Annotated in this window: 20 protein-coding genes; 18 read left to right on the forward strand and 2 right to left on the reverse strand. The window is 44.4% G+C overall.

Annotated elements, in window-relative coordinates:
- Positions 1-142 precede the first annotated feature (142 nt).
- The 8 genes from HMPREF0650_RS05650 to HMPREF0650_RS05680 all read left to right on the forward strand — a co-directional run bounded on the left by HMPREF0650_RS05650 (position 143) and on the right by HMPREF0650_RS05680 (position 6,809).
- Positions 143-1,315, forward strand: coding sequence for a sensor histidine kinase (locus HMPREF0650_RS05650; protein ID WP_004349051.1), 1,173 nt, complete (start codon positions 143-145; stop codon positions 1,313-1,315).
- A 66-nt stretch (positions 1,316-1,381) separates the two neighbouring features.
- Positions 1,382-1,915, forward strand: a complete 534-nt coding sequence (locus HMPREF0650_RS05655; protein WP_004349052.1) for a YceD family protein — start codon at positions 1,382-1,384, stop codon at positions 1,913-1,915.
- Between the two features lie 6 nt (positions 1,916-1,921).
- Positions 1,922-2,107: a 50S ribosomal protein L32 gene (gene rpmF / locus HMPREF0650_RS12715; protein ID WP_081454857.1), complete on the forward strand. Its 186-nt coding sequence runs from the start codon at positions 1,922-1,924 to the stop codon at positions 2,105-2,107.
- The gene (locus HMPREF0650_RS05660; protein ID WP_004349054.1) at positions 2,107-3,126 is read left to right on the forward strand and encodes a beta-ketoacyl-ACP synthase III; all 1,020 of its coding nucleotides are present in this window, start codon (positions 2,107-2,109) and stop codon (positions 3,124-3,126) included. Before rpmF ends, HMPREF0650_RS05660 begins: the two co-directional genes overlap by 1 nt.
- Before the next feature lie 83 nt (positions 3,127-3,209).
- Complete coding sequence (era, locus tag HMPREF0650_RS05665; RefSeq protein ID WP_004349055.1) at positions 3,210-4,091, forward strand: GTPase Era; 882 nt, start codon at positions 3,210-3,212, stop codon at positions 4,089-4,091.
- A 245-nt stretch (positions 4,092-4,336) separates the two neighbouring features.
- Entirely contained in the window at positions 4,337-5,650 is a 1,314-nt protein-coding gene (gene der, locus HMPREF0650_RS05670) for a ribosome biogenesis GTPase Der (protein WP_004349056.1), read from the forward strand.
- Between the two features lie 190 nt (positions 5,651-5,840).
- Complete coding sequence (locus HMPREF0650_RS05675) at positions 5,841-6,326, forward strand: hypothetical protein (protein ID WP_004349057.1); 486 nt, start codon at positions 5,841-5,843, stop codon at positions 6,324-6,326.
- Positions 6,327-6,419: 93 nt separating this feature from the next.
- The gene (locus tag HMPREF0650_RS05680; RefSeq protein WP_040562601.1) at positions 6,420-6,809 is read left to right on the forward strand and encodes a DUF4878 domain-containing protein; all 390 of its coding nucleotides are present in this window, start codon (positions 6,420-6,422) and stop codon (positions 6,807-6,809) included.
- A 9-nt stretch (positions 6,810-6,818) separates the two neighbouring features.
- Here HMPREF0650_RS05680 and lptB read toward each other — a convergent pair whose 3' ends face one another.
- Entirely contained in the window at positions 6,819-7,637 is an 819-nt protein-coding gene (gene lptB / locus HMPREF0650_RS05685; RefSeq protein WP_040562602.1) for an LPS export ABC transporter ATP-binding protein, read from the reverse strand.
- Between the two features lie 497 nt (positions 7,638-8,134).
- On the opposite strand from lptB, the gene HMPREF0650_RS05690 reads away from it, so the two are divergent.
- From HMPREF0650_RS05690 to tig, 10 genes are all read left to right on the forward strand, one after another.
- Positions 8,135-11,281 (forward strand): SusC/RagA family TonB-linked outer membrane protein, encoded by a 3,147-nt coding sequence (locus tag HMPREF0650_RS05690; RefSeq protein ID WP_004349063.1) that lies wholly within the window; start codon positions 8,135-8,137, stop codon positions 11,279-11,281.
- Between the two features lie 58 nt (positions 11,282-11,339).
- Positions 11,340-13,019, forward strand: coding sequence for a RagB/SusD family nutrient uptake outer membrane protein (locus HMPREF0650_RS05695; protein WP_004349064.1), 1,680 nt, complete (start codon positions 11,340-11,342; stop codon positions 13,017-13,019).
- A gap of 25 nt (positions 13,020-13,044) precedes the next feature.
- A complete protein-coding gene (locus tag HMPREF0650_RS05700; protein WP_004349066.1) occupies positions 13,045-13,869 on the forward strand; it encodes a hypothetical protein in 825 nt (274 codons plus the stop codon).
- Positions 13,870-13,890: 21 nt separating this feature from the next.
- A complete protein-coding gene (locus tag HMPREF0650_RS05705) occupies positions 13,891-14,715 on the forward strand; it encodes an ROK family protein (RefSeq protein WP_004349067.1) in 825 nt (274 codons plus the stop codon).
- Between the two features lie 40 nt (positions 14,716-14,755).
- Positions 14,756-17,314 carry a glycoside hydrolase family 2 protein gene (locus HMPREF0650_RS05710; protein WP_004349069.1) on the forward strand — a complete coding sequence of 853 codons (2,559 nt, stop codon included), beginning with the start codon at positions 14,756-14,758 and terminating at the stop codon, positions 17,312-17,314.
- A gap of 11 nt (positions 17,315-17,325) precedes the next feature.
- Entirely contained in the window at positions 17,326-18,489 is a 1,164-nt protein-coding gene (locus tag HMPREF0650_RS05715) for an AraC family transcriptional regulator (protein WP_004349070.1), read from the forward strand.
- 369 nt (positions 18,490-18,858) lie between these two features.
- A complete protein-coding gene (locus HMPREF0650_RS05720) occupies positions 18,859-19,611 on the forward strand; it encodes an MlaE family ABC transporter permease (protein WP_004349072.1) in 753 nt (250 codons plus the stop codon).
- 30 nt (positions 19,612-19,641) lie between these two features.
- Positions 19,642-20,403: an ABC transporter ATP-binding protein gene (locus tag HMPREF0650_RS05725; RefSeq protein ID WP_004349073.1), complete on the forward strand. Its 762-nt coding sequence runs from the start codon at positions 19,642-19,644 to the stop codon at positions 20,401-20,403.
- A 45-nt stretch (positions 20,404-20,448) separates the two neighbouring features.
- Positions 20,449-21,372 carry an RsiV family protein gene (locus HMPREF0650_RS05730; RefSeq protein ID WP_155813587.1) on the forward strand — a complete coding sequence of 308 codons (924 nt, stop codon included), beginning with the start codon at positions 20,449-20,451 and terminating at the stop codon, positions 21,370-21,372.
- A gap of 297 nt (positions 21,373-21,669) precedes the next feature.
- Entirely contained in the window at positions 21,670-23,025 is a 1,356-nt protein-coding gene (tig, locus tag HMPREF0650_RS05735; protein WP_004349075.1) for a trigger factor, read from the forward strand.
- A 145-nt stretch (positions 23,026-23,170) separates the two neighbouring features.
- On the opposite strand, the gene HMPREF0650_RS05740 is transcribed toward tig, so the two are convergent.
- Entirely contained in the window at positions 23,171-23,977 is an 807-nt protein-coding gene (locus HMPREF0650_RS05740) for a tyrosine-type recombinase/integrase (protein WP_004349076.1), read from the reverse strand.
- Between the last annotated feature and the right edge of the window lie 69 nt (positions 23,978-24,046).

The following is a 24,046-nucleotide window of genomic DNA, read 5'->3' on the forward strand; positions in this document are numbered from 1 at the left end:
GCCTGGAGGCTTTTTTGATATCAGGCTAATAAGGCTTATTAGGCTAATTAGGCTTATAGGCTAATTAGGCTTATTAGGCTTATTGGGCTAATTGGCCTAATGATACCATACAATATTTACTTGGTTCATCCGTTGTAACACTATGCAATGGACAGATCGCATCAGGCAGGTAAAACTCATCCTCGTTGTGGCCGCTATACTTATAGCGGTGGTGTCGCTCGTGGTTTCTCATTACCTCATCAGGGACCTCGAGAACGAAGAGCGCAACAAGATGGAAGTATGGGCCGAAGCTATGCGCACACTCAACCAGGCGGATGAGAACACAGATCTGAACCTGGTGTTGAAGGTGCTCAACGAGAACCATACCATTCCTGTCATCGTCATGGACCCAACGGGTGATGTGCAGACCTATCGCAACATCAGCCTTGAGAACCGGTCAGGAGAGGACAGCACGGCTTACCTCAAGACCTTGGGCAATCGTCAAAAAGCTGCCAACCACTATATTCGTATTTCTTTGAATGATCGTGTGAAAGACGATTACATTGACGTTTGCTACGACGACTCACTGATGCTCAAGCGATTGGCCTCTTATCCCTACGTGCAGTTGGGCGTGGTGCTCATCTTTGCCGTGGTGGTGATTTTTGCGTTGCTCACCTCCAAACGAGCCGAGCAAAACAAGGTTTGGGTGGGACTGTCGAAAGAAACCGCTCACCAGTTGGGCACCCCCATCTCCAGTCTGATGGCTTGGACGGAAATTTTGAAGGAGAATTATCCTGATGATGCATTAATTCCCGAAATGGAACAGGACGTGAAGCGTCTGCAATTAATTGCCGATCGGTTCTCGAAAATCGGTTCGATGCCCGAATTGGAACCATACAGCTTGCGTGAGGTGATGCAGCATGTGATATCTTACATGAGCCGCCGCACATCGCAGGGCATCCAAATCGTAACCCAGTTGCCCGAAAACGCAGACGAACTCATGGTGCGCATGAATCCCTCGCTATTTGAGTGGGTTATCGAGAATTTGTGTAAAAATGCTGTGGATGCCATGGGAGGAGAGCACGGACGAATCACCATCCGTGTGCAAGACGCCGTTGGGAAGGTCGTTGTAGAGGTGTCTGATACTGGGAAAGGCATCAGGAAAAAAGATATCAGAAATGTTTTCCGTCCCGGATTTACCACCAAGAAACGTGGATGGGGGCTGGGACTTTCGCTGGCCAAACGCATCATAGAAGAGTACCATCGAGGTAAAATATGGGTCAGCAACTCGGAGGTGAACAAAGGGACAACTTTCAGGATTGAGCTGAAGAAATGATTTTTTTATGTGTAACTTGTCCACATGTCGGAAAATATTTGTAACTTTGCACTCCAAAGTATAATTATGCGCGATTTAAAGCCGTTTAAGATTGACTTGAAAGCTTTGACCGATCAGGTTGCGACCTATGAGTTCAAGCTTGACGATGCGTATTTTGAAGCCATCGAGGCTCCTGACATCCAAAAAGGCAATCTTTCTGTCGCACTGTCCATACGCAGGATAGCCGGCAGTTTTGAGCTATCCTTCCATATCCAGGGGTTCGTCATCGTGACCTGTGACTTGTGTCTTGATGAGATGCAACAACCCATCGATACGGAAAATAAGCTCATGGCGAAATTTGGCGAAGAATACTCAGACGATGATGACCTAATCGTGGTGCCTGAGCGCGAAGGCGTGCTCGACATCTCGTGGTTTATCTATGAATTTATAGATCTCAGCGTCCCCATCAAGCATGTGCATGCACCTGGAAAATGCAATGCTGAGATGACGAAAAAGCTGCAGGAGCTTTCGGCTACCCGAAGTAGTTTGGAGGACGGTGAAGAGGCTGTGAATCCGCGCTGGGCTGGATTAGAAAAATTAAAAACAATAATTAAAGATTAAAAGAAAATGGCACATCCTAAAAGAAGACAGTCGAAGACTCGTACACTGAAAAGAAGAACTCATGATAAGGCTGTAGCTCCTACATTGGCAGTTTGCCCTAACTGTGGTGCATACTATGTTTACCACACTGTTTGTCCTACTTGTGGATATTACAGAGGTAAAGTTGCGATTGAAAAGGAAGTAGCTGAATAATGGGAAAAATCAACGCGATTATTACCGGCGTTGGGGGATACGTTCCTGACTATGTCCTCGACAATGAGGAACTCTCACGAATGGTTGACACCAGCGACGAATGGATTACTACTCGTGTTGGTATCAAAGAACGCCGCATCCTGAAGGAAGAAGGCCTTGGAACCAGTTACTTGGCGCGTAAGGCTGCCAAGCAGTTGATTCAGAAAACCGGGGTAGATCCCGACACCATTGACGCACTCATTGTTGCAACGACAACGCCCGATTACAAATTCCCTTCCACGGCATCTATCGTGTTGGGTAAGCTGGGACTGAAAAACGCTTTCGCATATGATTTGGAAGCAGCTTGTTGCGGTTTCATGTATGCGCTGAGCACGGCCTGTAGCTTCGTGGAGAGTGGGCGTTGTAAGAAAGTGATTGTCATCGGAGCGGACAAGATGTCATCGCTCGTCGATTACCAAGATCGACAGACTTGTGTTCTCTTTGGAGATGGCGCAGCTGCCGTTTTGGTAGAAGCATCCGAGGATGGAGAGCTGGGCATGCAGGACATGTTCTTCCGCACCGATGGTAAAGGACTTCCGTTCTTGCACATGAAGGCCGGTGGCAGCGTTTGTCCTGCCTCACACTTCACGGTTGACCATCATCTGCACTACCTCTATCAAGAGGGACGGTCGGTGTTTCGCTATGCGGTGACTGACATGAGTAACGATGTGTTGGAGATCATGAAGCGTAATGACCTTTCGGCAGGTGATGTGGATTGGGTGGTACCTCATGAGGCCAACTTGCGCATCATTGAGGCTGTGGCCAAACGCGCTGAGCTCCCGATGGACAAAGTAGCTATCAACATTCAGCACTATGGCAATACCAGTGCCGCAACCATTCCGTTGGCTCTTTGGGACTATGAAAGCAAATTGAAGAAGGGTGACAACGTCATCTTCACCGCTTTCGGAGCCGGATTCGTACACGGAGCTTCATTCTTCAAGTGGGCTTACGATGGCGCTGACGCCGTGACGAGGAAATAACGAATTGTGAAATTCCAGAATAAGAAAGCGCATCCTTTCCACGTAAAGAATGCGCTTTTTTCTTCTCAAACAAGTAGCAGCTTATGCACAAGGCAGGTTTTGTAAACATTGTGGGCAACCCAAACGTGGGCAAGTCGACGCTGATGAACCAGTTGGTGGGCGAGCGCATCTCCATTGCGACGTTCAAGGCCCAAACCACCCGGCATCGAATCATGGGAATCGTGAATACCGACGACATGCAGATTGTGTTCTCGGACACACCAGGCGTGTTGAAACCCAATTACAAGATGCAGGAGTACATGCTGGCTTTCTCTGAATCGGCCCTGGCCGACGCTGACATCCTGTTGTATGTAACTGATGTGGTGGAAGACCCGGAGAAGAATGCCGACTTTCTTGAGAAGGTGAGGACGATGACCATTCCGGTCATCTTGGTCATCAACAAGATTGATGCGAGCAACCAAAAGACAGTTGGCCAGCTGGTGGAGAAGTGGCATGCGCTGCTGCCCAATGCCGAGATTCTTCCCATTTCAGCTGCTAATAAGTTTGGCGTGGACATGCTGCTCAAACGCATTCAGGAACTCCTTCCCGACAGTCCTCCTTATTTTGACAAGGACCAACTGACGGATAAGCCCGCCAAATTCTTTGTCAGTGAGATCATCCGCGAGAAGATTTTACTGTATTATGACAAGGAGATACCTTATTCGGTGGAGGTGAGGGTAGAGCAATTCAAGGAGTCGGCCAAGCAAATTCACATCAACGCGGTGATTTATGTGGAGCGCGAATCGCAGAAAGGCATCATCATAGGTCATCAGGGCGTGGCACTGAAGAAGGTTAGCACCGAGGCGCGCAAAACCCTGGAGAAGTTTTTTGACAAGAAGGTGTACCTCGAAACCTTTGTTAAGGTGGATAAAGACTGGCGCAGCTCGCAGAAAGAACTCAGTAGCTTCGGGTATAATCCGGAGTGAAATAAGCCTCCCCCAGCCCCTCCGAAGGAGGGGAGCAGGCTATCGAAGTGAAAGAATTTCTTAACGTGCAGATAAAAATATACTCTCAGTAATTAACTCCCCTCCTTCGGAGGGGTTGGGGGAGGCTTTAATATACTCACTATGACATACCCCCCTCCTTTGGAGGGGTTGGGGGAGGCTTTAATATAACTCACTATGACACACTCCCCTCCTTTGGAGGGGTTGGGGGAGGCTTTTTTTTCAATATGGCAAAATTAGTAGCAATCGTTGGACGTCCCAATGTAGGTAAGTCCACATTATTTAACCGTTTAACACAGTCGCGCAAGGCGATTGTAAGTGATACTGCCGGCACAACTCGCGACCGCCAGTATGGAAAATGTAGTTGGAACGGACGTGAATTCTCCGTGGTGGATACCGGAGGCTGGGTGGTCAACTCGGATGATGTCTTTGAAGACGCCATCCGCAGGCAGGTTATCGTGGCTACCGAAGAGGCCGACCTGGTGCTCTTCATGGTGGATGTGAAAAACGGATTGACCGACTGGGATGCCGATGTGGCACAGATTTTACGTCGAACAAAGCTGCCCGTCATTCTGGTGGGCAACAAGGTAGACAACAGTGCCGAGTATTATACGGCAGCCGAGTTTTATCGGTTGGGCTTGGGTGACCCACAGTGCATCAGTGCTGCCACGGGTGGTGGTACGGGTGATTTGCTGGATTTGGTGCTGGAGAAGCTCCCGGCTGATGATAAGGAAGCGCTGGAAGAAGACATCCCCCGTTTTGCCGTCGTGGGCCGACCCAATGCTGGCAAGAGCAGTCTTATCAATGCCTTCATCGGTGAGGATCGTCACATCGTGACCGAAATAGCGGGCACCACGCGTGACAGCATCTACACGCGGTTTGATAAGTTTGGATTTGACTTCTACCTGGTCGATACAGCCGGCATCCGTAGAAAGAGTAAAGTTTCAGAAGATCTTGAGTTTTATTCGGTGATGCGCAGCATCCGCAGCATTGAGAATAGTGATGTGTGCATCCTCATGATTGATGCCACACGAGGCATCGAGTCGCAGGACATGAACATCTTCCAGCTCATTCAGAAGAACCATAAGTCGTTGGTAGTGGTGGTTAACAAATGGGACTTGGTGGAGGATAAGGATCACAAGGTCATCAAGACCTTCGAGAACGCCATCCGTGAGCGCATGGCCCCCTTCGCAGACTTCCCCATCATCTTCGCTTCTGCCCTCACCAAGCAGCGCATCTTCAAGGTGCTGGAAACGGCTAAGCAGGTGTACCTCAACCGTAAGTTGCGCATCGGAACCTCCAAGCTCAACGAGGTAATGCTTCCCATCATCGAGGAAACGCCACCGCCATCCATCAAGGGAAAGTACATCAAGATAAAATATTGCACGCAGTTGCCTAACACGCAGATTCCTTCGTTTGTGTTTTATGCCAATCTGCCTCAGTATGTCAAGGAGAACTATCGTCGTTTTCTGGAGAACAAGATTCGCGAGAATTGGACGTTGACGGGCTGTCCCATCAACGTGTTCATCCGACAGAAGTAATTTTTTTTCTCGGGAGTAATTGGGAGTAAATTGGAGTTAGCAGGAGTTAATGGACAAATGTTTTTTTATTGGGAGTAAACTGGAGTTAATGGACTAATGTCTGTTAACTCCCCCATAACTCCAGTTACCTCCTGTTAACTCCCTGTTAAAAATACAATATCTCAATATCTTGGTAGATATAGAAAAATAGATGAAGAAAGTAAAAACATGCTCCTTCTATTGGTGTCAGAAAATAATCGTCCTGTGTGTACAGGCGATGCTCTTGTTGGGGGCGTCAGCGGCCTTTGCGCAGCATAAGGCTATAGTGAAGAAAGTTTTTAAGGTGCCTCAACGAGCGTGTGTGTTAGAACCTGTTATTTCAGATGCACGCATAGAAAAGATGAAGAAAGAGGCAAGGAATGAAGATGATTTTTATGTTGTGGCCGATGACGTGAACTATTATCTTTACCAGGCTGGGGAATTTATGAAAAGAAACGGACAAAAAGCCATTCTCGTACCAGCCACCTATACTGACATCCTGTTTCCCAAAGGTGAGATAATCCAAGCTGATACGATAGCGTTTGGTAGCATGATTCTTTATAAGCCGGGCAAGAATCCTCAAGTGGTCAGTTCTGTGGATATCGCTGAAGCATATAAATCATACTTCGCCCCAGTTAAGAGGAAACGGCGTAGATAAACTTTTGGTGCATCTTATGCTCTCTTCTGCGCTTTCAAATAATTTTAGTACTTTTGTCGATATCAAAAGAACAGAGAACGAAACCCTATGATGATGCGTAAACTACTCTACATAGCCTTACTCATGGCTGTCGCTGCCTGCACTTCCAAAGGCGTAGACCAAGGTGAGGTGGCCGCACGCGCAGCCAAGGAATACTACGGATATTTGCTTCAAGGCAATATTGCCTCGTTCGTGGACGGGCACTACCGTCCCGACAGCATTCCAGACACCTATCGGGAACAGCTCATCACGAATACCAAGATGTATGTGAGCCAGCAGAACGAAGAGCATCGCGGCATCAAGGACATTCGTATCGTAGATGCCAAAACCGACATGCAGAAACATGCTGCCAACGTGTTTCTGGTGCTTAGCTTCGGTGACAGCACGAGTGAAGAAATTGTGGTTCCGATGGTTGAAAGTGGGGGCGTGTGGTACCTTAGATAAACAATAGCCTCACTCTTCTCTTGCCCTTCGTTCTTCGTCAATGAGTTGGAAATCTTTTTTGCGGAGGATGAAGTTGCTACCTAAGTATTTCTCTCGAACGATTTTGTTGTTAGCCAACTCTTCTGGTGTGCCGTGGAACAGGATTTTTCCCTCGAACAGCAGATAGGCGCGGTCGGTGATGGTCAGCGTCTCCTGAACATTGTGGTCGGTGATGAGGATGCCGATGTTGCGGTATTTCAGTCGCCATACAATGTGCTGGATGTCTTCCACGGCGATGGGGTCGACGCCGGCAAACGGCTCGTCGAGCATGATAAACTTCGGGTCGATGGCCAGGCAGCGGGCAATCTCCGTGCGTCGGCGCTCACCTCCCGACAGTTGGTCGCCCTTATTCTTGCGCACTTTGTTCAGTCTGAACTCGTTGATCAGGCTCTCCAACTTGTCTAACTGCTCCTGTCGGGACAGTTTGGTCATCTCCAGAACCGACAGAATATTGTCCTCCACGCTCATCTTCCTGAACACGCTGGCCTCCTGCGGCAGGTAGCCGATGCCAGCCTGTGCGCGTTTGTAGACGGGATATTCGGTAATCTCTTCTTCGTTGAGGTACACATGCCCTTCGTTGGGAATCACCAAGCCTGTTGTCATGTAAAACGAAGTGGTCTTTCCCGCACCATTGGGTCCCAGCAGACCAACAATTTCTCCTTGTTGCACATTGTAGCTCACCTTGTTGGCAACCGTGCGCTTGCCATATCGTTTTACCAGTCCTTCGGTACGCAGCACCAAGCTTTCGCTTTCCTGTTGTTGTACTTCCGTTTCTATTTGCTCACTCATGAATGCTGTATCTTGATTTTTATTCACTTTGTTAAGGCGTAGCCTATCTTTTGCAAAGATAGAAAAATTTATCAGAATAGAAAGGGAGTGCATGTTGGTTTGTTGCCAGTTTTTGAAAAAAGAACCACAAAACAGCAAGGGAGATTCGCTGTCTGTCAGGCCAGTGAAAACTCCTTGTTGGTTATGATGTCAGGCGTAAGGCTTAGAAGTTGGCAGCCTTTTGGTTGTCCCACCAACCGCGTGTTCCACCAATGTCACCTTTGAACTTGGAGCTTGAATTCTCTTTGTTGATCAATTCGATGCCCTTTTGCAGTTCGGCATTGTTGGTGTTTTCGTATTTGATGCACCCTTAGAAAGTCTTGCAAATTTGACATCAGCAAGTACTTATATGCGCAAAAACAAGATTCTTATACGCAAAAAAAGAACCCGTTGGATAAAATTATTGCCTAATTTTGCAAAAAACAATTAAATATTAACCTTATCTAAATTACAAAATTATGGCAATAAAAATGAATCAAACAAATGACTCGTGTTCCATACAGTTTGGGCGCATTCTGAGTCTATGTGTATTTTTGCTGTTGTGGTACATCCCCTTAGGTGCACAGCAAATTATTCCCATTCGTGGAACTGTTTTTAGTGCTGACGACAAGGAGCCGCTCACTGGGGTTAGTGTCCATGTGGAGGGGGCTTCTGCAGGAGCCGTGACCGATATTGATGGGAACTTTGTGTTAAAGACCGCACTTCCTGCAAGATTGAAATTTAGTTATGTTGGATTTCAGGCGGCCACCATCGAAGTGCAGGAGAACAATCCTGTAAAATTATTCATGAAACCAGATACCCACTCTTTGGACGAAGTGATGGTAGTAGGTTATGGAGTTCAAAAGAAAAAACTTGTTACCGGCGCTACAGTCCAGGTGAAAGGTGACGATATAGCAAAGCTAAACACAGTCAACGTTCTTGGCGCACTGCAGAGCCAAGCACCAGGCGTCAACATTATCTCCAGTTCAGGTATGCCTGGTGAAGGTTTTAAAGTGACCATTCGCGGATTAGGCACTACAGGATCTGCCGAACCGCTTTATATCATAGACGGAGTCACGGGCGGCGATATCAACGCTCTTAATCCGGGCGATATAGAATCTATTGATGTACTCAAGGATGCTGCTTCGGCTGCCATTTATGGAAGTCGTGCTGCTAATGGCGTAATCCTTGTTACAACGAAACAAGGACGAAAGGGTAAACCGCAAATCAGCTATGACGGCTATGTGGGTTGGCAGAATGTGTACCGTATGCCAGATCTTCTTAACGCTCAAGAATACGCTTCAATCATGAATGAAGCGCGCTATATGGACGGCCTTTCTGCCTTTGACTTTGCTGCACTTGTGCCTGACTGGGATAAAATTAAAAGTGGAGAGTGGAAAGGCACAAACTGGCTGGATGAAGCTTTAAACAAGAATGCTATAGTTTCAGATCAAAGCCTTAATATCGTTGGAGGAACGGATCAGTCTACCTATTCACTTGGTTTGTCGTATACAGAACAGAATGGTATCATTGGAAAGCCTGTTGCACCTGTGTATAGACGGTATAATGCACGCATAAATTCAGACTATATCCTTATAAAATCAGGGAACCTTAACGTTCTTTCGGTAGGTGAGAATCTTACTTACTCTTATTCAGAGCGCAGTGGTATAAATATTGGCAGTATGTGGAATAATGACATTCGTAATCTTCTGCATTCAAGTCCATTTCTTCCAAACTTAAATAGTGATGGCTCATATCATTATGCTATTCCATGGGAGTCGCGTGAGCCTAATCCCATAGGTTTGATGGATTATACAGGTGGACAGAATTTTTCTAAGACACATGGCCTACAAGTAAATTTCTATGCTCAATTAGAACTTATGAAAGGATTGCGTCTAAAATCAAACTTTGGTTACAAACTCAGTGCAAGCACAGACCGCAGTTTTATTCCACAGTACAAGCTTGCCAGCAATAGTTTTGCAACAGAGAATCAAGTGGATCAAAGTTTAAATACGGGTAATGCTCTTCTTTGGGAGAACACGCTGTCTTATAAAGCAAAGTTTGGAAAGCATTCTATCGATGCGCTCGTAGGCCAATCACTCGAAAAGAACGGAATGGGTGAAGGTATTTATGGTTCTAATTACAATTCAATATTCGGCGATTTCAAACATGCATATCTTAGTAATACTCCTGTAGTAACGGGACGTTCTCAAATTTCAGGATGGCCATGGGGAATAGGCAAGTTAGCATCGTTCTTTGGTCGTATGAATTACGACTATGATGGGAAATATATGATTACAACAGTCATCCGCGCTGATGGATCCTCTAATTTTGCTCGTGGTCATCGTTGGGGATGTTTCCCCTCGGTATCGGCAGGATGGATTGCTTCTGAAGAACCGTGGTTTCAACCGGCGCGCAAGTTGATAGATTATCTTAAGTTCCGAGCCAGCTGGGGGCAAAATGGCAATCAAGACATACCTGCCTTTCAATATCTTTCTACCATATCTTTCTCAGATGCTGATTATGTTTTTGGAACTAACAAAACTGCGATCGTAAAGGGAGCCTATCCTGATATTCTTGCAAATAAAGACCTTACATGGGAGACTTCTGAACAACTTAATCTTGGTATCGATGCCCGCTTTTTAACGAATAGACTTGGGCTGATTTTCGACTTCTACATTAAAAATACGGTTGACTGGCTGGTCGAAGCTCCTATTCTCGATAGCTATGGAACTGGTGCTCCGTTTATTAATGGTGGCGATGTACGTAACAGTGGCATTGAATTATCGCTTGACTGGAACGACCGGATTGGCAATTTAAAATATAACGTCAATTGGAATATGGCTTATAACAAGAATGAGGTTACCCATATTGCTAATTCAGAGGGAATTATTCATGGAGCTAACAACATACTGAGTTATCAAACGACAGAGATATACCGTGCCCAGGAGGGATATCCTATTGGTTACTTCTATGGGTACCAAACGGCGGGTATATTCCAGACGGAGGAACAGATTAAAGCTTATGACGGAGCAAAACTTGAAGGAACCCGCCCAGGTGATATTATATGGGTAGACCGAAATAAGGACGATGTCATAGATGAACATGACCAGGGTATGATTGGTAACCCACATCCAGATGTAACGGTTGGATTTGGTCTTGCGGCATCGTATAAAGGTTTCGATCTTAGTGCAACCCTACATGGAGCTTTTGGGCATCAAATCATGAAATCTTATCGCTCGTTTGTTGACTATCCGCGTCAAAACTATACCTCAAGAATTTTTGGTAGATGGCATGGCCCAGGTTCATCAAATCGAATTCCACGACTCACTACGGGAACTTCACCTAACTGGCAATTTGTGTCGGACTTATACATGGAAAATGCCGATTATATACGCCTTAAGAATGTTACCCTTGGCTATGATTTCAAGCAGCTTTTCAAGCATATCCCTCTACAGCAGTTGCGTTTGTATTTTACATTAGAAAATCCTTTCACGATTACAGGCTATTCGGGAATGGATCCAGAAGTTGGCTACGGTGGATATGAAACATGGGTTAGCGGCGTTGACGTAGGATCATATCCAACCCCTCGTACAGTTATTGTTGGTGTAAACGTAAAGTTTTGACGGCCTATTTATTCATATTTCAATGGAACGTGATTAATAATTTATAAAAAGCAGACAGATGAAAAATATTTTTTTATGCATATTCCTCTTATTATTGTCGACAGGTTGTGAACAATACCTTGACACAGAGAACTTGACGAAAAAGGACAGCTCTAACTTTCCCAAGACAGAAGCAGATATTCAATCAGCACTAATCTCGATTTATCACGAGTTACGCAAAACTACAGATGGCGAAGAAGGACAGTGCTTTTTCATTACATCTGAGCTCTTATCTGATGACCGGTTTGGCGGCGGAGGAGCTAACGACCGTCGTTTGGCTGCTGTAGACTTACTACTGAAATCGGATGAAAATATGTTTGCAGATCCATGGAGACAGAACTATCGTGGTATATATCGAGCAAATTTTCTCATAGAGCAATTGGCTGGAATGAAAGTCAGTGATGACATAAAAAAACAAGCTCGCGGAGAAGCATCTTTCTTGAGGGCCTATTTCTATTTCCAATTATGCCAGATGTTCGGAACTGTTCCGCTTGTAATCTCGACAAAAGTAGAGAACCTGCCCAGAGCCAAACAAGAAGACCTCTACGCCCAGATTGGAACAGACTTGATAAACGCTATAGAGTGTTTGCCAGCAATACCCTATAGTCCATCAGACGCATCAATGCTTGGTCGCGCCAACCATTGGGCTGCTGAGGGTATGCTTGCACGTGTCTTTCTTTACTATACAGGATATTATGGGAAAAAGAGCATGCCGCTTATTGATGGTACATTGACAAAAGAAGAGGTGATAAAGTACATCGATGATTGTGTGGAAAATAGTGGCTATGGGCTCGTTCCCGATTTCCACAGTCTTTGGCCATATACAAATGAATATACAGCAAAGGATTATCCGTTTGTGAAAGAAAGAAATATGCATTGGGTAGGAGAATCAGGCAATAATCTTGAGAGTATGTTTGTCATCAAGCACTCTACACAAACCTCATGGAATGACGGCACTTCTTATCGAGCAAATCGTATTTGTTTATTCTTTACTCCACGTGAAGGAACTGACATGATGTCAAACTTTCCGTATGGATTGGGCTGGGGTGCTGGCCCAGTTAATTCAAAAACATATACAGACTGGCCTGTTGGAGATTTACGTCGCGATGGCTCTATAATGAATGTAAGCAAGGAAATGCCTAATTATGTGTGGGGAAATGACAGGCAGATGAATGAAACGGGATATTGGTCAAAGAAATATGCTTCTTTCAACTGTATTGATGAAAATGGTAAAAGTATTAACTTCTACATGAAACTCTATCCTTCTCTTGATCCTGACTATCAGATCAACAACATGCAAGACATCTATGTGCTTCGGTTTGCTGATGTTTTACTCATGCAGGCAGAGCTTAAGCAAGATGCTGTACCCCTGAACCACGTTCGGCATCGTGCAGGGCTTGCCGATGTCGCATATTCGGATGAGAACCTGCGCAATGAGCGGCATTGGGAACTTGCGTTCGAAGGATTAAGATATTGGGATCTATTACGCTGGCATATCGCAGGAGATGTCCTGGAAGCGAATCAGAACAATGTAAAGGTAAAAAATAATCTTGTAGACGAAAAGATGGACTTTACTGGAATAAAGGCACGCATTCAGGCAACCAAGGGAGTACTTCCATTGCCCAAGACACAGATAGACCTCTCAAACGGAGTTCTTCAGCAAAACCCTGGATGGGGTACTGAGAGTTTAAAACCATAATCACTTCACCAAAACAATATTTATCATGAAAAGATTTTGTATATTTGCTACATTAACGATTGCCATTTCGTTAGCAGCATGCGACCCGTTGATTGATGACCAACCAATGGGGGCGATATTGTCACCAGAACAGCTTGACATTGAAGTAACCAATGTCAAAGAAGGAAGTAACGCCATAATCCTAAGAAACAACACGCCACGCACGGCTGCCTATTGGGATACAGGCTTAGGCGTGTCTACACGCCAATGTGACACCATAATCATGCCATACATTGGTGATGTTAAGGTGAAATTCATAGGTATGTGCGATGGTGGACAGGTAGAAACTGAGCGGTCTGTTCACATCAATCAGATAGATCATCCCATCCAAAAAGAATGGATTTTGTTTGCGGGAAATGGAGCAAAAGGTAAAACTTGGACGTGGAATTTTGATAATACGGACGAGGCGGTCTATGGCACTGGTGGCTGGCTCACGCAGGATAATCCTTCATGGGATGTGAAGCCACTCAGTGAGCTGGAAGACAGAGATTGTTCTCTTGTGTTCGACTTAAATGGCGGAGCCAATGTTACCAAGGTAGATGTCAATGGCAAGGTTCTTGAGAAAGGACACTTCTCATTTGACATGACAGCCACAAAGGTAAATCCTAACAATGGAAAGCAATGGTCAATAGGCCAACTCACCCTTACTGGTGTCACAATGCTTTCGGGGCATGCTTTTTATGAGCCTGATAAAAAAATCACCACGTTTGAAATACTCAAGCTTACAGACAAAGAATTGGTGTTATGCTATGATGCCCCAGATGCAGAAGTATGGAATGATGCTACTTTCTGGATGCTCTGTGCCAAATGATAACTTGATATCTTTGAATAAATGAAAATAGGATTAGATGTGGGCGGCACAAATCTACGTGCTGCCCTCATAAACAAGCACGGTATCTTGAAAAAAGAGCAGGAGCAATGTCCCGCAGATGGCTCTTTACAAGATGTAGTAGATGCGCTATGTGGTATTATCGATAAACTCTTTGATGAAAATATAGAGTCGATAGGAGTGGGAATACCATCAGTTGTCGATAGCGATAGTGGCATTGTTTACAACACGGCAAACATTCCTTCATGGAAAGAGGTGAGACTGAAGGAGATTCTGCACAAGCGCTACAATGTACCAATAGCAGTCGAAAATGATTCTAACTGTTTTGCATTAGGCGTTTCACTTCATGAACAAGACAACAAGTTTAAGCACATGGTTGGGATTACTCTGGGAACAGGACTTGGTTGTGGCGTAGTCATAAATGGAAAATTGTATAGAGGAGCAAATGGGGCCGCTGGTGAGATAGGCTCACTTCCTTATCTGGATAGCGATGTAGAACATTATTGTGGCAGTATGTTCTTTTCTCGCTTCTGCCATAAAACAGCTCTACAGCTCTACAGTTTGGCAACGAATGGTGATGCCGAGTCTATTGAAAAGTGGCGTGAGTTTGGCTGCCACATGGGAAACATGGTCAAGATGGTGATGTTTGCTTACGATCCAGATGCGATTTATTTTGGCGGAGGCATTTCACAAGCGTTCTCTCTGTTCGAGCAATCCATGAATGAAGTGATTAAGTCGTTCCCATATCCGAAATCGACAAAGCTTCTACAAATCAGGCCCACCAGATTACAAGATGCGGCACTGTTAGGAGCTGGCAGTCTTATTTAAAATTCAAACGCAATAGAACAACCTATAAAACCAATAGACAATGAAAGGGACATTAGTACATATACAGCGACACATTGCATTATTCTCCCTGCTTTTCTATCTTGGAGTAACGACTTTGCCAGCTCGCATACTTGAGTTAAAAAATGGATGGATCTTGCAGGGTCGATACAAAGCTACTGTGCCATCAACCATTATGGGTGTCTTGACAGACAATGGCGAATACGACGGTATACTTGAAGGAACCGCCTATAAGCAGATAGACCGCACACGGTTTGACAAGCCCTGGACGTACTCCAATACATTCAGTCTCACGGAAAATGATCGGAAGGGGCATGTCTTCTTAAAGCTTGATGGAATCAGTTACCGTGCAAACATTAAACTCAATGGGGTCCTAATAGCAGACACCTCAGTTGTGTATGGCACATATCGTCGCTATTTACTTGATATTACTTCTGTTGCGAAAGAGAAGAACGCTCTCCAGATTCAAGTATATAGGGCCATGCCTGGCGAGCCCAATGCAGGATATGTGGACTGGAATCCAAGACCAGCCGATGAAAGTATGGGAATCATACGGCCAGTGAGTATTGTTACCTGTGGCGATGTGATGTTGACAAGTCCTGCAGTGTTCAGTGAGGTGAACATGGCCACGCTTGACGAAGCTTGGTTGACATTTTCTACTAAAATAACCAATTTGTCCGATCACGAGGTTCATGGTGAAATACATGCATCGTTCGGAGAAGTTGAGTTTACATATCCTATATCTCTACATGCTGGTGAACAACGGCTGTTGACTCTTACGCCTGACCAGGTAAAGCAACTACATATAAAAAATCCAAGGTTATGGTGGTGCCGGGGTTTAGGAACGCCGGAACTATATAAAATGGACCTCACGTTCTTATCCAACGGGAAAGTTCAAGACTCTAAGTCCTTCCAGTTTGGTATCCGTCAGGTAGGAGAATATTTCACCTCAGATGGCGACCGTGGATTTACTCTCAATGGTAAGCGTGTGCTTATTCGAGGAGGCGGATGGACCGATGATATTTTTATGAGAGATACGCCTGAGACAAATGCAGAGCAACTCTATAAAGTATGTGACATGAATCTTAATGCAATACGAATGGAAAATATTTGGGGAAAGTCGCAAGATATATTCAATCGATGTGACTCTCTCGGTATAATGGTACTTCCTGGTTGGACATGCCATTGGGAGTGGGAAGTATACCTTGGAAAACCCTGTGATGATTTATATGGATGTATGACATCGGAGAATGACATACGTTTGATGACACAATATTTTCATGACCAATTGCTTTGGTTGCGCCACCATCCAAGTATTATTTGCTGGTTTGTTGGGAGCGACAAGATACCTGTACCTAAACTTGAACAGAATTATCAGCGACTACTTCGTAGATTTGATCCCTCTCGCTCGATAGTCACATCTGCAAAGAAATTAGAAAGCCAATTGTCTGGAACCGCAGGCATGAAAATGGAAGGACCATACGATTATGTTGGACCGGCATATTGGTATGCACAGGAGGCTCCAGGCGGCGCGTTTGGCTTTAATACAGAAACTGGCATTGGAGCACAAATTCCACAGAAAGAGTCACTCAAACGTATGATAGGCAAAAATCTATGGCCGATTAACGAGACTTGGGAATATCATTGTACGGCATCTCAAACTTCCATGAATTCTCTTAACCATCTACAGAAAGTCATTTCCTCGCGTTATGGTACGCCAACTACCTTAGACGATTTCTTACACAAGGCAGATTTAGCCAATTATGAGAGTACAAAGGCAATGTTTGAAGCTTTTCGTGTGAACACTCCACGCTCTACGGGCATTGTGCAATGGATGCTTAATTCTGCGCGTCCAGGATTGTACTGGCAACTATACGATTACTACGGGCAGCCAAATGCGTCATATTATTCGGTGAAAAAAGGTAACTCTCCAATACAGTTGATTTATAACTACGCATCAAAAAAAATCGTCGCTGTCAATGAGTCGATACTTCCTGCACATGTTCATGCATCCATGAAAATATATTCTTTGGACGGAAGTCTGATCGATGAACAAAGTACTGATATTTCTATTTCTGGTCAGAAGCATGAAATCATATTTAATACGCCAGAAATAAAGGGAAACGCTTTTCTGTTCTTGAAACTCACAGATGCGAAACATAATACGATTTCCACCAACGAGTACGTTTTCGCAGAACAAATGGATATTTATGATTGGGAAGCTACCGACTGGATAACAACTCCAATAAAGAAATACGCTGACTATTCCGCTCTTGCAAAACTTGAAAGAGTGAAGCTTAACTTCAAAGCCGAATCAAGTAACAATGTCGAAGGGAAAAGTATCAATATTAGTGTGAATAATCCTAATAAAGTGGTTGCATTACTCATACGCCTTGCCCTTACTGACCAGAAGGGGCATCTTGTGTATCCTGCACATTACACAGACAACTTCATCACTTTGCAACCAGGTGAAAATAGGAATATAAGATGCAATCTTCCCAAAGGAGTTGATACCAAACGCCTGAAGCTACAGGCTGACGGGTGGAATCTGGCTGGAATCAGTGAGATAAAAATTAAATAGAAGACCATTACATGATACGTCTGATATTGCTTATAGATTTCACAGAAACCTACGCAACGGAATTATTACGGGGAATACTTGATTATTCCCAATCTCACGAGCCCTGGGTTATATGTCGTATGCCTCCTTCATACCGTGTTGAGCATGGTATTGAAGGAGTGCTTCAATGGGCAAGACAATGGAAAGCAGACGCCATCATAGGACAGTTCAACAGCAATGATGATGTTAGTGTCTTTGCTGAATACGGAATAATAGCACTTGCACAAGATTTTATTCAACGATTCCAGAACATACCTAATATTACGGGGGATTATATAGGCCAAGGCAATTTGGCTGCTGAGTTCTTCATAAAAAAAGGCTTTAGAAATTTTGCTTTCTATGGCTATGCAAATGCGGTATGGAGCCAAGAACGTTGTAAAGGCTTCTCAGATACTATTAAGTCTTTTGGATACCATTCACCTTCTATCTATATAAAGCAGTCACTTGAATATCTGTGGTATTATGACTTGGAACCCCTGGTTGAATGGCTGAGTAAATTACCTTCCTCCACGGCAATTCTGGCCTGCGATGACACACGAGCCAGCGTGATTCTTGAAGTTTGTCGGTTACTTAGAATCAAAGTTCCATCTGAAATTGCTGTTTTAGGTGTCGATAATGATGAAATTACATGCACGCTCACCCATCCCCTGCTGTCAAGTATTAGTCTTGATGTTCGCCGTGCAGGCTACAATTCTGCACAATATATCGACCATGTATTAAATCATAATTATAAAAGAGTTGACAACATCATGGTCGATTATATGGGAGTAGTTGAAAGACGGTCAACCGACATATTTATGACTTCTAACAAGCATATTTTGACCGTTTTATCATTTATACATCAGTTTTATGCAGACAATCTCTCAGTGGATCGCCTTCTCAAACTTGTCCCTATGTCGCGTCGCTTATTGGAGAAAACCTTCAAAGCAGAAACTGGAACTTCTATCCATCAGTATATTTTAGATTTACGTTTTGAACACATGAAACACAAATTGGTGTCCACAGATACACCAATTGCAGAACTTGCATTATCAACAGGTCTTTCTGATGCGAAGAATGTCGCGCGTATGTTTAAAAAACGAATGGGTATCACTCCTCTTGAATACAGAGACAAGCATCGTTGTGAACATACATGATTATGCATAAAAAACTTCTTAGCTTTTAACTCTAATTATAGTAAACAAATTTGGATTAAAGGGCGTGGATGAAATGAACGCCATGCGGAACATACGCAACCGTGGTGCTCAATGATTATAAATCTTCTTGCAAAAACACTTTCATGTGCTTGGCGTATCTCACTTCGATTTTTAATCAGCCAAGCTGTTCTGGAGAATAAGTGAATATGACTGCGTATAAAGTGTCGTTTTGACTTTTTCGCAGCGATAGCTATAAGCACGAATCACGGGAGGTATAAATGGCTGTTTGAGAGAAAAACAAAAGGATTTATGGGTGAATGTAGATGAATTTAATTACTTTTGCAAAAGGTATTCAAACTCGCATCAAGAATGATTATAAAGCTGTTGATAACATATCTGACCACTTTCGGTGAGTACTTGATTCTGATGGGGCGCACGTTCAGGCGACCCGAGCGCATGCGCATGTTCTTCAAGCGTTATGTCAAAGAGATGTGTCAGTTGGGTGTCGATTCGATACCGCTCGTCTTGTTGATTTCGTTTTTCATCGGTGCTGTCATCTGTATCCAGATGAAAGTCAACGTACAGAGTCCGTGGATGCCTCGGTGGACCACGGGTTATGTCACCCGTGAAATCTTTTTGTTGGAGTTTGCAAGCGCGTTCATGTGTTTGATTCTGGCTGGAAAGGTGGGGTCTAACATCGCTTCTGAGTTGGGTACCATGCGAGTGACGCAGCAGATTGATGCCCTTGATATCATGGGTGTGAATCCGGCCAGCTACCTCATTCTTCCCAAAATAGCCGGATTGATTACCATCATGCCCTTCCTGGTAATCTTCAGCTCGGTTGCCGGTATCATTGGCGCTTACGGTACAGCGTACAGTGGCGTGCTCTCGCCAGACGACTTGACGGCGGGTTTTCAATATTCGTTCAACGTATGGTTTGTGTGGATGAGTATCATCAAGAGCATCGTCTTCGCGTTCATCATCGCCAGCGTCTCTTCTTTCTATGGTTACTCGGTGCGGGGTGGCTCGGTTGAGGTGGGCGAGGCTTCCACAAACGCCGTGGTGAGCAGTTCTGTGTTGGTGCTGTTTGCCGACGTGTTCCTCACTCCGTTGCTGAGTTGAGTTCTTTAAAGTTTCTGAGTTGTTGAGTTTATGATAGAGGTAAAAAACTTAAATAAATCGTTTGGCGAAAAACAAGTATTGCACGACATCAATGTCCGATTTGAGGATGGAAAGACCAATCTGATTATCGGACAGAGCGGTTCGGGCAAGACAGTGTTGGTGAAGAGCATCGTTGGTTTGCTCTCGCCCGACAGCGGGCAGGTGCTTTATGATGATCGTGACTTTGTGGCGATGAGAAAGCGAGAACAGGTGATGATGCGTCGGGAGATGGGGATGGTGTTTCAGAACTCTGCTCTGTTTGACTCTTTGTCCGTCCTTGAAAATGTGATGTTTCCCTTAGATATGTTTTCAACGAAAAATTATCGAGAGCGTGTGAAGCGTGCCCAAGAGTGTTTAGAGCGTGTCAACCTTTTGGATGCGCAAGACAAGGCTCCGGGTGAGTTGTCGGGTGGCATGCAGAAGCGTGTGGCCATCGCGCGCGCCATCGTGCTGAACCCCAAATATCTCTTCTGTGACGAACCCAACTCGGGGCTTGATCCAAAGACCTCGTTGATTATAGACCAATTGCTGTCGGGCATTACCAAAGAGTTTGGCATAACCACCATCATCAACACTCACGACATGAACTCGGTGATGGAGATTGGCGAGCATATTACTTTCATCTATCAAGGCCACGTGGAGTGGACGGGCAACAAAGATAATGTGGCAAATTCGGACAACAAGAAGCTGAATGACCTGGTCTTTGCTTCCGATTTGTTCAAGAAAGTGAAGCAAGCCGAAAATGAGGAATAAGTTTGTAAAATGATGGCATAGAAGTTTTATTGTTATTTATTCAAGGTGAAAAGTAACCGTGTCTTATTGGGATTGTGTATAGCTGTGCTTGCCTTTGTGGCTGCCAGTTGCAACAACTCTGCGAAGAAAAACAGCCAAATGGCTGCGGTAGGTGACAGCATCGTGTCAGACACGGAAGACTCGTTGGTGTTTGTTACATTGCGCGACAGTGTGTTAAAAGATTCTGCTTACACGCACTCCCTTACATTTCAGTTCCCAGTCAGCGGTTCAAAGAGTGTGAGAGAGAGTATTGGGCGGTATCTATTTGAAAAACTTTCATATTTCTGTCCCAATATAGATATGACAAACGATGCCGAGGTTCGTGTTCACACCTATCGCGGTGATATCACAGACGGTAGGGGCTTGCTGTCCCATTATATGAAAGAATACACCACTGGGTTTGAAAATTTGACGAATGAATTTGGCACAAGGTCAGATATGCTCATGTTTCAAGAAGTCGTTGGCAGCGTGGTATGGGAATCTGACAAGGCTCTTACCTATTGCATTGCATTTGAAAACTTCTTGGGTGGGGCGCATGGTGAACACTTACAGAGTGCACGCACTTTTAGAAAAACCGACGGAAAAATGATACAACTCATTGATTCTACTCAACTTGACAAGATGCAGGCATTGATGTGCGAAGGTCTTAAAGACTATTTAGGGCAAGATATTACGCCGAATTTCAACATGAAAGTTTCTGACATGCTGTTTGTAAAACGCATCCCCTTGCCTGCCGATCATCTTGTCATGCGGCAAAATGGTCTCTTTTTTCTTTATCAACTCGACGAGATAGCTGGCTATGTGTATGGCATGCTATGTTTTACGTTGCCGTATGATAAAGTGATGCCATTCATGACAGCAGAGGCTGTAGAGCTGATTCCACAACAAAAAAACAAGAAAAACAGCCCTCAGGAAAAAGAAAATAAATGAAGATAAAAGCATGCCTTTTATTTTCAATATCTGCTTAGTAGCACAATGGCGATGGTTCGTGATTCTTAAAGCATGCCTTTTAGCCCCTTCATGCAATGAGTTTAGGCGGTTAAAGCAAAGGGTTTGTGTGCTTATCTGCATGAGTTAATAACAGTCTGATTTATAGCTGATTATTTTGCCGCAATTGCGTTAAAAAATCAAATAATTCATAGTGAAGTTAGGAGATTAGGGTAAAAATGCGTAATTTTGCCATTCATTTGAAAACAACAAAAATAATCATAAATCAAAACTTTAAAGATGAATATTTCATTTGAGAATCCCGACAAGATCAATGGTCAATTGACCGTGACTGTCGAAGAGTCCGATTACAAAGAGGATGTCGAGAAGACATTGAAAGATTATCGTAAGAAGGCCAACATGCCAGGTTTCCGTCCCGGACAGGTTCCGATGGGAATGATTAAGCGTCAGTATGGACCCGCCGTTAAGATGGACGTCATTAACAAACTGGTGGGCAGAAAGGTCTACGATTATATCAAAGAGAACAACATTCCGATGCTGGGCGAACCTTTGGCATCTGAGAAACACGACGCGGTGGATCTTGAGAAGGATGCTCCTTATACCTTTGTTTTTGATATCGCCGTAGCGCCTGAATTCAAGATTGAGCTCAATGGCAAGAACAAGATTGATTATTACAAGATACAGGTTGACGACAAGCTGATTGACCAGCAGGTGGATTCGTTTGCCGCTCGGATGGGCGAGTATGTCAAAGCGGAAACTTTCGAAGGCAATGACATGCTGAAGGGTGACCTGCGCGAGCTCGATGAGCAAGGCAACACCAAGGAAGGCGGTTTGACGGTTGAGGCAGCCGTGTTGATGCCCTCTTATATTAAGGTGGAAGAGGAAAAGAAGAAGTTTGATGGCGCCAAACTGGGTGACATCATCACCTTTAATCCTCGTAAGGCCTACGCCAGCGATGTAGAATTGGCTTCGTTCCTGAAAGTTGATAAAGAACAGGTGAAAGACCATGAAGGTGACTTCAGTTATCAAATCACCGAGATCAATCGTTTCCAAAACCATGCAGTGAATCAGGAACTGTTCGACAACATCTACGGCAAGGACGCTGTGAAGGATGAAAAGCAATTCCGTGAGAAGATAGCCGAGGGCTTGCAGGCACAACTCGAGGGCGAAAGCGACTACAAATTCTTGTTGGATACTCGTGCTTATGCCGAAAAGAAGGTTGGAAAACTGGAATATCCTGACGAACTGTTGAAGCGCATCATGCGTAAAAACAATCCCGATAAGGATGAGGCGTTTGTAGAAAAGAATTATGACGAGAGCATCAAGCAGCTCACTTGGCATCTGATTAAAGAGCAGTTGGTGAAAGCACATGATATCAAGGTAGAAGACCAAGATATCAAAGAGGTGGCGCGTGCTGCCGCTCGTGCCCAGTTTGCACAATACGGTATGAGCAACGTTCCCGATGAGTATATCGACAATTATGTCAACGATTTGCTGAAAAAGCAAGAGAGCGTAGATGCTTTCATCGATCGTGCAGTAGACACGAAGCTGACACAAGCCTTGAAAAACGCTGTGAAATTGAATGAAAAGGAAATTTCATTGGATGACTTTCAGAAGATGATGGAAGCGAAATAACGTTTTTCATAAAAAATTAATGACTATATGCGGTGGTAATTTATAGAACCAGCCATATATGCTATAAGATAAATATTTTACATGATAGAGTAGAAAGAGATTCAGGTCTCTTTCTACTCTTTTCTGATTAAATGATATTGTTGATTTACCAAGTGATAACCTTGTCAACAATTTCTTGTTGTTCCAAACTACTTCTTCGCAAATAAATGCGTGTCGTCTCAATGCTTTCGTGTCCCATGAGGTCGGCAAGCAGGGCAATGTCATTGAACTTCTCCAAGAAATTCTTGGCATAGCGGTGGCGGAACGAATGGGGGTAAACCACTTTCTCGTTCAAGCCATACTTCACGGCATGATTTTTCAACTGTTGCGAAATGCCTCTGGTGGTGATACGCTCACCAAAGCGATTGAGAAAGAGATAGCCACTTGTGCGATTGATAGTTTGCAACCACTTTTCTGTTTCCACGCGCAGCGTCTTGGGTATGTAGATGCGGCGTATCTTGCCACCCTTAGTGTAGATGTCGTAGTAGCCCGCCTGAACATGCTCTATTTTGATTTGCACAAGTTCGCTCACTCTGGCACCAGTGGCAGCCAAGAAGCGCACCACGAAGTACCACTCCAAATTGTCTTCCCCCTTCAATTTGTTCTTCAAAAAGATGTAGTCGGCGTTGCTGATCACGTTCTCTAAATAAGAACGCTGCTGCACCTTGACCGACTTCAAGCGTAGCTTCGCCTTGCCCACAAATACAAGATACTTGTTTATCGCCTGAATACGAAGGTTCACCGTCTTTGGCTTGTAGGTCTCAATCAAGTAAGTCTTGTAAACCAACAAGTTTCTCTTGTTCAACTCTTTGTGTCGAGAGCTAAACTCCTTTACGGCATACAGATATGCCGAGATAGTGTTCTTTGCCATATTGCCTTGGCTTAGGAACTCTTCAAACTTTTCTAATTCCATCTCTATTTGTTTATTTATTAGTGAAACATAAGTTGTCCTAATAAATAAGCATATTTTGTGTTCTGTGAG

This window comes from Hoylesella buccalis ATCC 35310 (assembly GCF_000177075.1).
Lineage (GTDB): Bacteria > Bacteroidota > Bacteroidia > Bacteroidales > Bacteroidaceae > Prevotella > Prevotella buccalis.